Source organism: Paraburkholderia sp. IMGN_8, assembly GCF_038050405.1.
In the GTDB taxonomy this organism is placed as follows: domain Bacteria; phylum Pseudomonadota; class Gammaproteobacteria; order Burkholderiales; family Burkholderiaceae; genus Paraburkholderia.
On record NZ_CP150900.1, the window covers coordinates 2,373,367 to 2,388,997 of the forward strand.

Sequence of the window (15,631 nt, forward strand, 5' to 3'; positions counted from 1 at the left end):
TAGGCTGGTCGGTCCTCTTTCGCTTCCGGAGCGGACGACGATGGAACACTGGCGACTGGCTTATCTGGGCATGCGGCGTATGCCGCGCGATCTCAGCGAGTTCGAACTCGCCACGTTCTTCACGTTCTCGTCCAAAGAGCGCGCGCTGATCAACGCGCGCCGCGGCCCCCTCTACCGGCTGGCGCTCGCATTGCATATCGGCTTTGTGCGCATGACGGGTGCGACACTCGATGCTTACCAGTATGTGCCACAGATTCTGTGGAGCCATCTGGGCAAGTACCTCGGGATCGAGCCGCCAGACCTTGGCACGCTACGCACCCTCTATGAAACGCGCAAACGCACGCTCTTCGACCATCAGGTGATCGCCTATCAGGCGCTCGGCTTCGTGCCGATGGCCGAGCATCAGCGCCGCTACATCGTGCGCTGGCTCAAGGAGCGGCTCGCGGGGCGCCCGAATCGCGCCGATCTGATGCAGGAGCTCAAACGATGGCTCTATGAACATCGCATCCTGATCCAGCAGGACCGCGCGCTCACGCCCCTGCTTGTGCAGGCCGCGCGCGATGTCGAAACGACGCTGACCGGGAGCCTCGTCCACGCGTTCGGCGAAGCAACGCTTGACCGCTGGGGGAGCCTGCTGCCGCAGCCGCATGGATCGGTTGCGAGCCTGCAGCAATGGCTGTGGGCGGTGCCGCTGCGCAACTCGACCCATCAGATGAGCGAACTGTTTCGCGAGATTGATCGACTGGTCGAGCTTGGCGTACACGGCAACTGGCCGGCGACATGCAATGAAGCAAGTGTGCGGCACTTCGCACGGCGCTGTGCACGTCGCAAACCATCGGTCAGCAGGCGTATCCAGTCATCTCGCCGGCTAGAGGCCGCATGCTTCATGCGGTATGCACTCTGTACCGCCACCGACCAGTTGCTTTCGATGCTCGGTCGCTCAACGAAGCCAGCAGCAGGGTTTCGGCAGCGCGGCCGGACCTCAAGGCGCAGATGTACGACTTCGCCACCGCCGTCAAGGCGATAGCCACCGACGAAATTCTGACGCACGATGAGCTGGTCGAGCAGCTCTGCGCGCTGGCAGACGCGGCGCTCAAACAGGAGACGCCCAGCCGCGCGAGCCTGGTTCGCTCGCAACTGATATCCAAACGGCGCGTGGCCCGCGCCATGCTTGCCAGGCTGCTGGCGTTACCGTTCGAAGCGCAGACCACGCATCCGGTTATCGAGGCGCTCGCGCTGTTGCGTGACCTCTATGCGAGCAAATCGGTCGAGCTGCCACAGAACACGGCAATCCAGCTCGGTCGTGCCTGGCAACGCATGATCGAGAACGAAGACCGGAACCAGGCGCTGCTCGCTTTCGAATGGGCAACGCTTTTCGCGCTACGCGTTGCCTTGCGCAACGGCTCGGTCTGTGTCGAACACAGCTTCGATTTTCGCAATCAGGCCACGCTGCTGATCCCGGACGACGAGTGGCAGGCCAGACTCAATCACTACTACGGTCACCTGAAGCTGCCGCAGGATCCGAAGGAATTTCTCAAGCCGGTCGTCGAGCATCTCAATACCGGCCTAGAACGTCTTCGCGAAGCGGTTGCACGCGGTGAAGTGCGCGTCGATGATGCGGTCCATATCGGCCCACTGAGCGCCCAGCCGCACGATGCCGCGCTCGAGTCGCTGCGCCGGGCGATTTTCGCCCCCCCGGCCGGATGGACAACTGCCGAAGATAATTCTCGAAGTTGACAGCACCGTGCGCTTCAGCTGGATCCTGCTGGGTCGCGAACCGCGCTCAAGCACCGAACTGCTGATGGTCTATGCCGCGGTTCTCGCACACGGCACGTCGATGTCTGCCGCCGATATCGCCCGCATGGTGCCGGAACTGTCGGCGTCCGCGATCCGCCAGATGATGAGCCGCATCGCGGACGAACGGATGCTGCGCCAGGCCGCCGACGGGGTGCTCGAATTTATGCACCGGCATCCGATTGCGCAGCACTGGGGCCGGGCGGACCTTGCGTCGTCGGACATGATGTCGCTGGAAACAACGAAAACGGTCTGGCAGGCGCGCGCCGATCCGCGACGGCGCACCGCGTCGATCGGCGTGTACACGCATGTGCGCGATCGCTGGGGCATCTTTTATGACCAGCCGATCGTACTCAACGAGCGGCAGGCGGGCGTTGCAATCGAAGGTGTGATCCGGCAAAGCAGTACCGACGACGTGGCTATGCTTGCCGTGGATACCCATGGTTACACCGATTTCGCGATGGGGCTCGCACGGGCATTGGGCTTCGACCTATGCCCCCGGCTCGCTCATCTGCGCGACCGCCGACTGCATGTACCGGTAGATTTCCTGGTGCCTGCGGATCTGACGACGATCACCGATTGCGATGTCCGTCTCGACGCGATCGAAGCTATCTGGGACGACTTTGTACGCGTTGCCGCGTCGGTGCAAAGTGGCCACTGCACGGCCGTGCAGGCGCTTGCGCGCTTTGGTTCTGCCGCACGCGGACAACCGCTCTACGATGGCGGCGTTCATCTTGGGCGGCTCTTCCGGACAATCTTCCTGATCGACTACTTTACCGTGCCGGTATTTCGCGGCGAATTGCAGCATGCGCTCAATCGCGGCGAGGCCGTCCACAACGTGCAGCGCGCCATTCATCAGGGCAAGATTCCCGTTGAACTCACGCGCCACCGCCACTCGATGATGGCCGTCTCTTCGGCGCTGACGCTCCTGACCAATGCAGTCATGGCCTGGAATACCGAGCACATGCAACGCGCGCTCGACACGATCGAGAAGCTCGGCAACCAGCCTGTGTTACCCGAACACCTGCGCAGCATTGCGCCGACGTCACTGGAAGGAGTCAATCTGCGCGGAACCTTCGATTTTCCGATCGCCGACTATGTGCATCGGCTCATGCCGAGTCTCATGGTCGGCGTGCCGTCACCCTCGCAGCGCACAGGTTGAGGTTTCGTCGACGGCCCAGCCAGGCCATCCTGACGGCCTAATTGCAGCGACCTGCAGCTGAAACCGGCCGAACCTGCAATCCATGCCGTTTTCTGCCAGGATGAACTCCGTCTGATGGTGCACGCGTGCCCGGATTATCTGCAACTGAGCCTGCATTCAGCGGCACCGACCTGCATTCGACCGCCGCGTGCCCACATTAGCTCCAAGGTACAACGGTCATTCGTGCAGTCATGTCGGCCGGCAAGTACTCCTGTCGGCCTGAGCCGCCATTCGCCGATCGGCGTTGGCGCGTCCGCTAGAGACTGGCTTAACGGTCGTTTGATTGGCGACGATGGAAGTCGCATCGTCGGCCGTTGCCGCCGTTCGCCTCTCGCCAACTGCGGTCCCTCTCCAGTGACCGGTTCGGGACGCCGCGAACAGGCGCTTCGGCCAATTTTGGACATTCGCCAGTTGCTTAATGCCGGCGCTCGAACGTCTCTTCCACGGCTGATTTGACCTCGCGTATCAATCAGATCGGTTTTCGGTTTATCCAGTGTCATCTGAACTGCCTGAGAGTGACGTAGCAGTATGTCTCGGCGGTGGATCACCCTGATATCCGCGGGTTGGCCACCGCATTACGGGGGGCCGTCCAAGGCCTGCAGCTATCCAGGGCCGCAAGTCGGATGAGATCCGCCGCCCGGGCGTGTGGCGGGTTACTCGGGTGCCGGGCTACATCGCCTTCAGGAAACGCCTCCGATAGCGAGTTCTGGGTCAGCGTTGGTGGGAGCGCCGCGTTCCGCGGGCTGCCCCCCGCTCGGTACAGCGAGCGACATGGCCGGCCAGACAGGTCGCACCCTACAATCATCTCCATGTCCGCTGGATGCACCTGACCAGGCTCGAAAGCGCGCTCGCATACGTTGCCGCAAGACCGCCATACATGCACGAATCGGACAATCACCCCGTGCACTCGGTCCGCATTCACCGCGCGTTAAGGGGCGCTCATGAGCAACCAATCTTCCGGCCCTGCATCCGGGCAACTAGACAGTGCCTCAGCCTGGAGCCTGATCAGACCGTACTGGGTCTCCGAGGAACGCAGAACCGCGTGGGGCCTGCTGACCGCGATCATCGCCATGGACCTGCTTCTGGTCGGCATCAACGCCCGGTTGAACACGTGGAACCGCGATTTCTACAACGCACTGGAAGGCAGGAACGTGCACGAATTCCCGCAGCTGATGCTGTTTTTCAGCGCGCTCGCGTTCGCGTTCGTCGCGATCTCCGTGTATAACCGCTATCTGCGCCAGATGCTTGGCTTCCGATGGCGCCAGTGGCTGACCACGCGCTATCTGCAGGAATGGCTGGGCGACGGCACGTTCTACCGCATCGAGCGCGACCGCCTGACCGACAACCCTGACCAGCGGATCGCCGTCGACCTCGATTTATTCGCCACCACCACACTTTCGCTCACACTCGACCTGCTCTCGACGCTCGAGACACTCGCATGGTTCTCGACCGTCCTATGGAGCACGGCGGGCGCGCTGGCAGTCATGATCGGCGGCACGCCCGTCCAGATTCCTGGCTACATGCTCTGGGCCGCCATCGTCTATGCGATTACCGGCTCACTCCTGACAAACAAGGTCGGTCACCCGCTTGTGTCGATCAACAACCAGTTGCAGCGCGTCGAGGCGGATTTCCGGTTCGGCCTGATCCGTCTGCGCGAAAACGCCGAGCAGATTGCGTTCTACGACGGTATGCGGGCCGAGGAATCGAACGCCCAGGACCTGTTCGGCCGGATTCGTGAAAACTGGTGGCGCGTGATGAAGTACACGCGGCGCTACAGCTTCGTGCTCAATTTCTACGGTCAGATCGCCGACATCTTTCCGATCGTTGTGGCATCGCCCCGTTACTTCGCAGGTCTGTTCAGTTTCGGCACACTGATGCAAATCGCCGACGCATTCGGTTCGGTTAGCGAATCGCTTTCGTGGTTCATCAACAATTACGACACGCTCGTCCAATGGCGCGCAACGGTTAACCGTCTGCGCGAGTTCAGGCGCGTCATGCAGCTACCTCATCTGAAGGAGTCTGTGTCGCCCGCCACCGAGCATGGCGGCATCAACCTGCACTACGTCGACGAAAGCCAGCTCGCCACCCACAACCTCACGCTTGCGCTGCCCAACGGCGAGACGCTCGCGAGCGTGCGCGACATCGCCATCAAGCCCGGTTCGCGCTGGCTCGTGCGCGGGCCGTCCGGCTCGGGCAAGAGCACGCTGTTGCGCGCGCTGGCTGGTCTCTGGCCGTTCGGCAACGGCTCGATCGACGCACCTGTGGACGCGCGCATGATGTTCATCCCGCAGCAGAGCTACCTGCCGGTTGGGACCTTGAAGGCTGCGCTCACCTACCCCGCCGCGGCCGTCAACTTCAGCGACGAGGAATGTTGCGAGGCGCTGCATCTGTGCCGGCTTGAAGGCTACGTTGACCGATTGCACGAATCCGACCATTGGTGGCGCATTCTTTCCCCCGGCGAGCAGCAGCGGCTAGCGGGCGCACGCGTGGTGCTGCACAAGCCTGACTACGTGTTCCTCGACGAAGCAACGAGTGCGCTCGACACTGAGAACGAAGCGCATCTGTATCGCCTGTTGACCGAACGACTGCCGAACGGGGCGATTGTCAGTGTCACGCACCGCAAGTCGCTTGCGAAGTTCCATCAGGAAACCCTCGATATCGCGCGTCCGCGCGAGCACGCAGTGGCATATACACGGCCGCCGTAGACGTGACCGTTTGACCGCAGAGGTGGCGCCGCAAACTCTTTCAGTTCCACCCTACCCGGGTGTGACTAACAGGCTGTTGAAAAGCGCCCCGTCATGATGACCGAAGCAGTGCTCACGAGGTCTCCGCACGCGATTTGCTGCTGAATTGCGGGTTCGTCGGGTGGTTTTTGCAGGCAATGCGTATGCGCGCAGGCGCCGCGCCGTGCAGTCCCCACGCCGCGACGGCTCATCGCGTCGATCCTTGCGGCACCATACCTGGCATTCGCGCCATGCGGGTCAGATTGTTCGCAACCACGTCAGCTTGAGGTGATGGTCGACGCGCCTGATGCCGCGACCGCCTTGTTGGCGCCGTAGTCGCTCATCGCAAACATGCTTCCGCCGTCCTTCATCAGCGACGCGGCGCACTTTGTCATGTGCATGAACGAGTGACACGAGATGTCCGTCTCCTTGGCAAAGCTCTCCGCCGAACAATTGAGCAGACCTCCTGGCAGGTCATCCTTGGGTGCCCACGCAAGCGAGTTCACGAGGATCTCCAGTCTTCCCACTCCTTTTCGATACGTGCGAACAGTGCCTCCAGTTCGCCCCCGTGCGAAACATCGAGCGGCATGGCGATAGGTGCTTCGAGTTCGCTCGCACGCGGTCTTCCTGTATCCATGGCGAGGTCCGGACATAGAATTGAACGGGAAGTCGCTTGCGCCGCAGGGGATCAAGCGCCAGCAGCGAATGGCCTCGCTGCTGGAGTGGCCGAATGGCCACCGCCGCATAGCGAGTTTGTGACAACAACATGCAGCCCGTCTGCAGGACAGGGTCCGCCTCTCGCGGCGCTGCGGGTTTGATATAGATCAACGCAACCGTTGCCCGAGCGCAGCAACTTGAGTTCGCCGACGGGGTTACACTCTATTGTCAGGCAGGCACACCGGGCGCAACAGAACTCATCCACGAACTCGCATCGAATAGAACCTCGAAGGAACGAGACAATGGGAGGGAGCATGGCATACGTAAAACGTTGGCAAGCCTGCACCGCGCCACTGCGCAACAGCGGTATGACGATTCTTCTGGCACTGCTCGTCATCACTGTGTTCATTGTCCCTGTCGTCGTCACGTCGAACAGCACGGCCGGTCGAATCGCACAAGACATTGGTCAACCGCTTGCAGTACAGCACCCGATCCTGGTCGTCGATCACGGCGACCACGGCGTTGTTCGAGTGCAGATCAATTCCGCTAAACTTCATTTCAGCCTCCTGAACGGGTCGGTTGAGCGTTGCATCCCAACTCTAGACCCTGGCCGCCCCCTTCTCTGGGCGGCCAGGAGGCCTTTCAATGATTATCAACTCGATGGGACGTCGAACCTTGAATGACGTGCAGGCTTGCTGGGCAATGGATTCCCGTGCGCGAATTAAACATATCAACTGCCGCCGAAAGCGTATCGCCAAAATATCGCATGCGCTGACGCTAGACGCGAAACGTGGCCGCCGGACAACAGGCAGAAGTCGGCCATAGAGACGGTCGCTAGCTGCGCGTGAATGGCCGCTCTGTCGGCCACTACGGACGGTCACCGCGTGCGCGAGGGGCAGTCCAGTAGTAACGGATGCAGCGCTGAAACGCCAACCCTCCAGCAGGCGCTGGAGGCCTGGCGAGACAGATCATCGCGCAGGGCCCGCGCTTTTCATGGGAATGCCACCCGGGTGCGGATTCGCGTCGCTCATGTCCTCGGGCAGCAAGTTATCGTCAGCGAGACTTTCGTGAGCCTGTGCGGTGGCCGGGTAACGCTCCGGATAAAAATGACGCTCGGCAACTTGCACATCGAATGTGTGCGACCAAGTCGCAATCACGACTGTGGCGAGGTTGTTGCCGATCGTGATGCAGGTGGCGATCGCCATTGACATGAAGCGGTAAACGCCGAAGATCACCGCTACTCCTTCGACGGGCAGAATACCGGTCGACGTCACCGTCGCAGCAAACACGATGAACGAGACACCCGATACTGTAGCCGCACCTTTGGAAGTGAGCAGCATCAGCATTAGCACGCAGATAACGCTGACGGTCCGGCGCTGAATGCCAGTTGTCCAAAGCTACCTTGGCTCGCGGTCAGGTGGCCATGTCGACGACGAAGACGAGATGACAAGGATCTAACCTATGGCTAGTCGGTCGCGACGCGCAGGCCGACTACGTCGGCAACGCACGCATCGCGGTACGTTCGCAACGTCACTCGTGCGCATAGGTCTTGCTGATCGGCGCTTTGGCGTGCGCAAAGAAAGATTTCACCTTTTTGGCAAAGGACTGCTTCGGCGTCTTCTTGCATTCCTCAATCAGAGCGGTAACGGTTTCTTCCTGACCTACCACGACGACATCCTCGGATTGCAGCTTGCCTTTGTTGTTGTAGCCGTCCATCCAGTACACCATCTGAGGCTTGTACACATCATCCATGGCGATGAAGTCCTCGCATTTCATTTTGGCTGGCTTCATTTCCTTGTTGGCATCGGCAAGGCAGGCCGCCGACAGGATTACGCCAATGAGACAGACTGCTGCTTTGCTCGTGTTCATTCGTCTCTCCTCTAGCAAACAGTAAAAGTCGGTTCCAGTTGCTGCAGGCCGGTGCGTGGGCAGGCGCCTTCGATGGCGTACACCGGTAAAGCACACAGTCCCGGACCGGTCGCCGCCCGGTAGTACATCCCGTTTGTCTCCGAAGGTCGCGCTACGCGAGTGCATCGAGTCTGCGCCGGGTACCCTTCAGGGCGCAGGCACCACGCGGTAGTAAACGCCGTTCGCGCCGTAGGAGGGTTGGAACCACGTATTGCCGCACAGGTAGTACGTGCCGCCCTGCACGTGTGGCGAGATGCAGCCCGCGGGCAGCACCGCGTAGATTGCGCCCATCGCAAACGACGTACCGACAGGGGCGGGTGCAGGCGGTGCTGTCGTTGCCCCAGCGACATAGCCTGCGTTGTAAGCATTGGATGCCGCTGCGTTCGTGTTGGCCGAGACTATGGCCGCGCCCGCCGCCACACCGACTGCTACGCCCGCTGCGGCTGCCCCTGCGGTGGACCAGCCGCCGCAGTTGTAGCAGGAAGACCCGTAATTGTTCACCGTGACCGGAGGGTGGTATGCGGGGTACCTGGCCCCGTAATAAGGGCTATGGTAAGCGGTCGCACCCGAGGCGCTCGTGTAGCTCGTATAACCTGAGCCGGCGGCATGGTACGCCGAACCGCCATACGCGTTGGTGGCAGAGGTACCCTGGCCATAGGTGTGAGTCGCGCTCCCGCCATATCGATTGGCAAAGGTCGTCTGCCCCGATCCCTGCTGGTGCGTTGCGGTGTCGCCGTAGCGGCCGGTCGCGGTCGTGCCCTGGCCGTAGGTGTGCGTTTCGCTGCCACCCCACGCGTTGCTGCGGGTTGTCGACCCCGAACCGAAAGAATGCGACGTGCTGCCTCCGTAATAGTTGGCATGCGACCATGCGCCGACTCCGCCCGCTGCGAGCGCCGGGACAAGAAGACCCACCAGACGGATGACGACGTTCTTCATGATGCGTCTCCTCATTGCGTTCCGGCGTGCTTGCTCTTCGGCGGCGGCTTCATTCCGGGCGCATCGCTCGCGTCCGGACGCGCAAACGCAATGCGGGCCGCGCCGGCTGCTTTAGCCGGAACGAACGCGTCCTCCGGAATGGCGGGATCCAGTTGCCAGTCGGAGAGTTCCAGTACATGGCGCATCTGGGCGCGATCGGTGAGGTAAATGGCGTAAATGCGGCGCGGGAGCTTGTCCTGCGCTCCGATCCAGATCTGTACGAACACATCCCCGGTGACATACGCCACCATGTCCGTTGTCGTGCCGCCGACCACGCTCGATTGACCGATGTAGAAAGCGATCTTCAGTCCGTCGGCGATATCCTTGTAGGGATCCGCGACAATCACATCGGTAAACGGGAAGTAGATTGCCCCGGAATCGAAGGCCACCTGTAACGCGGCGTCGATGGTCGGCGGCGCGTCGGCGACCGCGACCAGGTTCTCCGACGGCGCGAACGCCATCATGGTCTTGCCGTCGTAATAGAACTCTGACGGTGGCCCATCGCCGAGGGTGATGACCTTGAGCTTGTCCGGCCGCCGGACTGATACCTCCGACCTGGTGGAATAGACAAGCGGTGGACCGAGGCGGCTCGGACTCTCATAGGAGACGACCGACGTGAACGACATCGACCTGGCGGCAGCAAGGCGGACGCTCGCCGCCTTGAGAATGTCGATCGCGCGTGGCTCGAGTCCGGGCTGGAATGCCGGCACGGCAACCTTCGCCGCCGGCCTGGCGGCTGCTTTCGGCGTGTGCTGTGATTGCTGGGCGTTGCCGCTTGCGGCGAGAAACATACTCAGCACGACGACGGTTACGCCCCACTTCAATTTCTCGCAGGTCATCGCGGCCTCGGTAAGTAACCCGGTTTAGCGGCGCGCCCAACGGCATCATGGAATCATGCCGCATTCAAACATCTTGTTGGCGATCGGCGCTGCCACCCTGGCGATGAACGCGGCACGCATCTGCGGATCGTCGCGCAGCATCTGCATCGCCTCCTGCTCCCGCTCAGGCTTCGGCTTGCCCTGATGCTGAGCTTTCTCTTGCCACAGTTGTTCACAACTCGCTTGCTGGTACTTCTGAACGAGCTTGTCGGCGACCATGTCCATCATCGGGTATTGAGCGGTGGCGGCATTCGCTAACAGTAACGCCGGTACCATCGAAAACCACAGGAAACGCTTGATCATGAGCTTGCCCTCATTTCGTCAAAAAATGCGGTACTCGCGAAAGGTCCTGGGATCATCGCTTCCAAAGGGATAGCCGGGTCCTTGATTTTGTTCGGGCGCCTCGTCTGGGAACGCACGATCACCCGCATTCGCCCATGAGATAGAGTACGGTACCAGTGGGGATGCCGATATTGGACCTTGGTCCAATATGTGCGCGATGGACCCTGACGCGCGCGTCGGCGGACGCATGCAGATTCAACTGCGCGTATGGAGTTCCATGACGGAATTCCTCGCGGCCGAGCGACCAGTCTGCCAAGCATTCAATTGGTGAGGGTCTGAAGGTAGATTGCAACCGTACATTCGGACTTTCGTTGCGGGTAGCGGCCAGACACTGCCGTTCGAGGAGCCGATTGAAAATTCCCTAGGGCGGCCGCCCAGAGTCCGCCCGTCAAGGAGCAGCGATTTCGGTATGGAACCGATATCCTCCGTCAGGCACTGCGTTGCTGGTGCTCTGGCTTGCTATCCTCTTCGCCGGTTTCGGTCTGGTCAGCGCCAACAATCGGACCGCCATTGCGACGCTTTTCGTCTGTGGGCTATCGGTATCCGGCGCTATTTTCCTGATCGAGGACATCGCCCACCCGCTCGAAGGGCTGATGCAGATTTCGCAGGAGCCGGCGCGGATCGCGCTCGCCCACCTCGGCCAATAGGCCAATAGGCCAGCGTTGCCCGGCCGCCCCGTGTCACCTTCGTCAACGCGCCGGCGACGCTCTCTTTGACTAATCGAATCAACAGCGCTTGCTGGCTGCGTTCTTTCACTATGCTCTAGGCCGCACCGGGAACCGGGACGATCTTGCCGCCAAGCGTGGTGCCTTTTGAAAGGCAATCGCCTTTCTGCGCTGGACTGAGGGCTGCGCGCAACCAAGAATGTCATGCGATACGACATGGGCGACGCCCCTGAGCTTACGCATCTGCTGCTTGCGTGATCTTGCCCGCAAGCGCATGCAGCTCGTACAGCAGCGTACGCTAAATATTCTCAGTATCGAGAACATCCTGGCGCGCCAGTTGAACCTACGGCTCAACGCGCAACGGGTTCGCCAGCTCGATAATGCGGCTGTAAGTGCGCTGCGTTTGCCGCCGCATATCGAATGTGCGTTGATGGCCAACCTTGCGGTCATGCGCACGCTGCAGGCTCAAATCCATGCAATCGAAACCGTCCTGCACCGCACGGTGAAACTGCGCCCCGAGTTCGCGATCCTCAAAACCGCGCCCGGCATCGGCGAGACCCTCGCGACCACCATCATGCTGGAAACGGGTAGCATTGACGGCAAGAAGAAAGGTGAAGGCAACGCAAAGAGCGGCAACAAGTATCTCTCGTGGGCTTTTATCGAGGCTGCAGCGGTCGCGATGCGCAGCTGTCCGCAGGCCAGGCGCTTCTACGAGCGCAAGAAAGCCCGGCGCATGCCCGTGGTCACCATGAAGGCGCTCGCGCACAAGCTCGCGCGCGCTGCGTTCTACATGCTGCGCGACGGCAAACCCTTTGAGGTAACGAAATGCTTTGGTTAGATCCGGCAGGAAACCGTGAGCCCGGTAAATTTGTTGGCGTGAACCCAGGCTAGTGATTGGGCCACGCGCTCCTGCCATCTCCCCTTGACGACTGCTGGGACGCCCAGACCATGAGCCGAAATGAGCCTGGCACTGCTAATGCGGCAAGCCGATCATTGGTGAATACTCCCGTGGACACCGGGGCTCTAAATGAGCTAGGGGCGAAAGCCAGAACACCGGCCCTCGCCTTGATCCCGATGGATGACTGGTGCAGACCAGCGCTGCAACCAGGCGAGCGAAAAGCCGGATGCGGGCTCGCGCGCGTCAACTTAATGATGGCTGAAATTGTCGGCGGCAAGCAGGGACAGGCCTGAGAGAGGGGTATTTATCTCTTGACCTTGGCCTTTCAATGGATGACAGATTTATTGCGCTCTACGAACAGCCACCCGCCTTCCAGCATCCGCCCTTGCGCATGGGCCACGCGCCACCAGACGCGCAGGCGCTCAAGCAGTACCGGCGAGAGCATCGCATAGCGGTCCTTGCGGCCCTTGCCCTGCTCGATGCGCAGCGTCATGCGCTGGCTGTCGACGTCGCCGACCTTCAGCGCGACGACTTCACTGGCACGCAGCCCGGCGCCGTAGGCGACTGACAGCGCGGTCTGGCGCTTCAGGTTGCCGGTGGCGGCGATCAGCCGGCCCACTTCGTCCGGGCTGAGTACAACCGGTAGCGTGCGGGGCACGCGCACCGGCTGCATCCGCGCCATCAGTTCAGGCTGGTTGAGCGTGATCCCGAAGAAGAACTTCAGTCCGGTGATCGCGGCATTCAGTGACACGGGGGACGCGCCGTGGTCGACCAGATGCAGCTGGTAACGTCGCAGGTCCTCGACGGTGGCGGTATCGGGCGCTCGCCCGAGGAACGCCGCGAACTGCCGGACCACGCGCAGATAACCCGATTGGGTTCCGGGTGTGAGCTTGCGCATGCGCATGTCGTCGATCATGCGCTGGCGCAGCGGGCTGATGCCCTAGCTGGTGTGGGTCATGACTCTGCTCCCGTTGAATGACGAGGCGGATTGCCTCGCCCTTCAACATGAAAACAGAGTGGGTTTCCTCTCCGGGACCACTAACGTTGGGCCGGAGCCCCATTACCGCGCGAGCGGTTTCGTCCTTTGTCTCAAACGGGTCGTCTGCTGCCCGTCGCGGCGGGGCTACAGTTTTGATCTGCGTCATTTGCAGCTAATGTGAGCACGCGACGGTCGAATGCCGGTCGGTTTCGCTGAATGCAGGCTCAGTTGCAGATAATCCGGGCACGCGTGCCCCGGCAGATGGAGTTAATCCCGGCCGACCCTCAACACGTCTCAAAGTGGCGTCACGTTGGCGCGGCGAAACCGTCGTCATCAGACAGGAAGGCCATCGCGCCGAGTCAGTCACGGCTGCGGTTGCAAGCCGTCTGGCTGCGTGGCGTCCCCAACGGGCAACGTGAAATAAAACGTCGCGCCTTGATCCGCGCTATTTTCGGCCCAAAGCCGCCCGCCGTGCATCTCGATAATCGAGCGGCTGATCGACAATCCGAGGCCAAGGCCTTCGCGCTTTGAGGTAAAAAATGGTTTGAAGATCATCGCGAGCTGGTCGCTGGATAGGCCGGGCCCGCGATCGCGCACCGCGACGCGCACTATCCGGGGACTTTCGAGCGTGATGAACACGGCCACCACGCGATCGCTAGCCGGACGACTTTCCATCGCATCGAACGCGTTGAGCAAGAGATTGAGCATGACCTGCTGCAACTGCACCTTGTCGCCGCGCACTGTGGGCAGATTGGCATCGATGTCGAGTGACACGCGCACGCCGCGCAGGATCGCGTCGCTATGCAGCAGCAGCACAACGTCGCGGATCACAGCGGCAGGATCGAGCGACGCGATTTCCCGCTCGCCTTTCTTGACGAGCGCGCGAATCCGTCGAATCACCTCGCTCGCGCGGTCGTTGTCCTGGACAATGTCTTTCAGTATCTCGCGCACTTCGGCCAGATCAACCGCATCGGTTGCCATAAACCGCTGCGCGGCCTGCGCGTTGATCTGGATCGCGGTAAGCGGCTGGTTCAGTTCATGCGCGAGCGACGCCGCAAGTTCGCCCATCGTCGATACGCGCGTCACATGGGCCAGTTCCTGCTGGTTACGGTAAAGTTCGTACCGCTCGGATCTGTCGACAATGACCGCGAGCAAAGCCACCTCATCTTCGAAGCGGAGCGTATTGAGTCCGGCTTCGATCAGGAACTCGGTTCCGTCCTTGCGCCGCGCGAACAGATCGCGAGGTGCCCCGACCGCCCCAGACTGTGCCATGCGGCAAAGCGTGGCTTGCGGCGTGGAGTCGCTGCCGCCCAGCAGCTGCGAAACGAGCATCGTCGCAGGCTTTCCGCTCAGCTCCTCACGTCGATACCCAAAGAGCCTTTCGGTCTTCTCGTTGGCCAGCACGATCCGGCCTTGTTGATCAACCATAAGAATCGCAATCGGCAGAAACTCCAGAGCGCGCCTGAATTTTTCTTCCACCTGTCTGCGGTCGGTGATGTCGATGCAAGAACCGATATAGCCGAGAAACGTGCCGTCGTCGCCCACCCGCGGCACGCCGGTATCGAGGATCCAGCAATACTCGCCATCCCGTCTTCGCAGACGGTATTCCATCGTGAAATCCTTACGCGCGTCAAAAGACGTCACGTAAACATCCAGGCACCGCCCGAGATCGTCAGGGTGCACGCCTTCTGACCACCCGTTGCCCATTTCCTGCTCAAGCGTGCGGCCCGTAAAATCCAGCCACGGCTTGTTGAAAAACGTACACAGCCGCGCCGGATCCGACATCCAGATCATCACGGGAGCCGTGTCTGCCATCGCGCGGAAGCGCGCTTCGCTTTCCCGCAGTGATTCCTCCACTCGCTTGCGCTCGATAACGTCGATTGAGGCGCCCGGCACCTTGGCCTCCCGCTCGCGGGCGTGATGTCCGCGCTCACACGTCGCCACCCAGCCAATGCGGCCATCGGCAGGAGTCGCACAATACTCTTTGAGGAATCCGGGTGTCCTCTGAGAGGCGCGCCGCACGGTCTCGCGCACCTTGTCGAGCTTGACGTGCCAACCCGACATTCCGGTGTTTGCTGATTCCGCAGTGGCGTTCATGCATGCCCTGCTCGTCGCCCACTCTTGCTCAGCATGCCGGCGCCGCGCCTGGCGTATAAGCAGCAGCATGATGAACACGGCTTCCAGCACAATGGCAGCGGCGGCGAGGACCATTGTCATGGCGGGTACCTCCTCGAGAGTTCGCGCAGGATTGCACCAGGGAACGACGAATACCCCGAGACACCAGCGCTTGGCGCGGGGGTAACATGACTCCGCGTCAATCAAGTGTCGATCGGATACCGTAATTCGGCAAGGTCCGCAGGCAACAAAACGGGGCCAAAAGTTGACTCCGTCGTAGTCGTTCGACAGGCATTGGTAAATGTGTGGTGTGCTTACTGCAACGAACCCCGATCAGACGCGAAAGAGCGGTGGCCGGAATTCGGCCTTGTGAGAGGCTCGTAGAGAAGCGGTCGTTCAAAGTAAGACCGGTGACCGTCTCTTCATGGCCGGACCTCGCTCGTTTGACCCCGAACTGGAATAGCGTATGTGGTCGATCAAGCAACGCCAGCAGGCT

The 15,631-nt window shown here is 61.2% G+C and carries 11 protein-coding genes and 3 pseudogenes; 5 read left to right on the top strand and 9 right to left on the bottom strand.

Translation table 11 applies throughout. The features are described 5' to 3' along the window. Positions 1-40: 40 nt before the first annotated feature. Positions 41-2,956, top strand: a pseudogene (locus tag WN982_RS11045) (Tn3 family transposase). A gap of 980 nt (positions 2,957-3,936) precedes the next feature. After that, positions 3,937-5,700 (top strand): ABC transporter ATP-binding protein/permease, encoded by a 1,764-nt coding sequence (locus WN982_RS11050; RefSeq protein ID WP_341312054.1) that lies wholly within the window; start codon positions 3,937-3,939, stop codon positions 5,698-5,700. Positions 5,701-5,996: 296 nt separating this feature from the next. Here the strand turns inward: WN982_RS11050 and WN982_RS11055 are convergent, their stop codons facing one another. Both WN982_RS11055 and WN982_RS11060 read right to left on the bottom strand, forming a co-directional pair. Continuing rightward, the gene (locus WN982_RS11055) at positions 5,997-6,224 is read right to left on the bottom strand and encodes an SDR family oxidoreductase (RefSeq protein WP_341312055.1); all 228 of its coding nucleotides are present in this window, start codon (positions 6,222-6,224) and stop codon (positions 5,997-5,999) included. Next, entirely contained in the window at positions 6,221-6,355 is a 135-nt protein-coding gene (locus tag WN982_RS11060) for a hypothetical protein (protein WP_341312056.1), read from the bottom strand. Before WN982_RS11060 ends, WN982_RS11055 begins: the two co-directional genes overlap by 4 nt. Before the next feature lie 334 nt (positions 6,356-6,689). Here WN982_RS11060 and WN982_RS11065 point away from each other — a divergent pair, with 334 nt between their 5' ends. Beyond that, positions 6,690-7,058 (top strand): hypothetical protein, encoded by a 369-nt coding sequence (locus tag WN982_RS11065; RefSeq protein ID WP_341312057.1) that lies wholly within the window; start codon positions 6,690-6,692, stop codon positions 7,056-7,058. 285 nt (positions 7,059-7,343) lie between these two features. Here the strand turns inward: WN982_RS11065 and WN982_RS11070 are convergent. The 5 genes and pseudogenes from WN982_RS11070 to WN982_RS11090 form a co-directional block, all read right to left on the bottom strand. Beyond that, positions 7,344-7,727: pseudogene (locus tag WN982_RS11070) on the bottom strand (cation:dicarboxylase symporter family transporter); the annotation flags it as partial. Positions 7,728-7,905: 178 nt separating this feature from the next. Beyond that, positions 7,906-8,244, bottom strand: a complete 339-nt coding sequence (locus WN982_RS11075) for an HdeA/HdeB family chaperone (protein ID WP_341312058.1) — start codon at positions 8,242-8,244, stop codon at positions 7,906-7,908. Positions 8,245-8,430: 186 nt separating this feature from the next. Then, positions 8,431-9,219 carry a hypothetical protein gene (locus tag WN982_RS11080; RefSeq protein ID WP_341312059.1) on the bottom strand — a complete coding sequence of 263 codons (789 nt, stop codon included), beginning with the start codon at positions 9,217-9,219 and terminating at the stop codon, positions 8,431-8,433. Positions 9,220-9,230: 11 nt separating this feature from the next. Continuing rightward, positions 9,231-10,097, bottom strand: a complete 867-nt coding sequence (locus tag WN982_RS11085; protein ID WP_341312060.1) for a DUF2092 domain-containing protein — start codon at positions 10,095-10,097, stop codon at positions 9,231-9,233. Between the two features lie 45 nt (positions 10,098-10,142). Then, positions 10,143-10,439: a hypothetical protein gene (locus tag WN982_RS11090; RefSeq protein ID WP_341312061.1), complete on the bottom strand. Its 297-nt coding sequence runs from the start codon at positions 10,437-10,439 to the stop codon at positions 10,143-10,145. A gap of 479 nt (positions 10,440-10,918) precedes the next feature. Here WN982_RS11090 and WN982_RS11095 point away from each other — a divergent pair, with 479 nt between their 5' ends. Both WN982_RS11095 and WN982_RS11100 read left to right on the top strand, forming a co-directional pair. Beyond that, entirely contained in the window at positions 10,919-11,125 is a 207-nt protein-coding gene (locus WN982_RS11095; RefSeq protein WP_341312062.1) for a hypothetical protein, read from the top strand. A 217-nt stretch (positions 11,126-11,342) separates the two neighbouring features. Then, positions 11,343-11,981, top strand: coding sequence for an IS110 family transposase (locus WN982_RS11100; protein ID WP_341312063.1), 639 nt, complete (start codon positions 11,343-11,345; stop codon positions 11,979-11,981). A 415-nt stretch (positions 11,982-12,396) separates the two neighbouring features. Here the strand turns inward: WN982_RS11100 and WN982_RS11105 are convergent. After that, positions 12,397-12,957 (bottom strand): annotated as a pseudogene (locus WN982_RS11105) (site-specific integrase); the annotation flags it as partial. A gap of 426 nt (positions 12,958-13,383) precedes the next feature. Next, positions 13,384-15,237: a PAS domain S-box protein gene (locus WN982_RS11110; protein ID WP_341312064.1), complete on the bottom strand. Its 1,854-nt coding sequence runs from the start codon at positions 15,235-15,237 to the stop codon at positions 13,384-13,386. Positions 15,238-15,631: the final 394 nt, after the last annotated feature.

Coding starts and splice junctions, on each gene's coding strand:
- WN982_RS11050 (WP_341312054.1), top strand. CDS start 3,937: ATGAGCAACCAATCTTCCGGCCCTGCATCCGGGCAACTAGACAGTGCC.
- WN982_RS11060 (WP_341312056.1), bottom strand. CDS start 6,355: ATGGATACAGGAAGACCGCGTGCGAGCGAACTCGAAGCACCTATCGCC.
- WN982_RS11065 (WP_341312057.1), top strand. CDS start 6,690: ATGGCATACGTAAAACGTTGGCAAGCCTGCACCGCGCCACTGCGCAAC.
- WN982_RS11075 (WP_341312058.1), bottom strand. CDS start 8,244: ATGAACACGAGCAAAGCAGCAGTCTGTCTCATTGGCGTAATCCTGTCG.
- WN982_RS11080 (WP_341312059.1), bottom strand. CDS start 9,219: ATGAAGAACGTCGTCATCCGTCTGGTGGGTCTTCTTGTCCCGGCGCTC.
- WN982_RS11085 (WP_341312060.1), bottom strand. CDS start 10,097: ATGACCTGCGAGAAATTGAAGTGGGGCGTAACCGTCGTCGTGCTGAGT.
- WN982_RS11090 (WP_341312061.1), bottom strand. CDS start 10,439: ATGATCAAGCGTTTCCTGTGGTTTTCGATGGTACCGGCGTTACTGTTA.
- WN982_RS11100 (WP_341312063.1), top strand. CDS start 11,343: ATGTCATGCGATACGACATGGGCGACGCCCCTGAGCTTACGCATCTGC.
- WN982_RS11110 (WP_341312064.1), bottom strand. CDS start 15,237: ATGACAATGGTCCTCGCCGCCGCTGCCATTGTGCTGGAAGCCGTGTTC.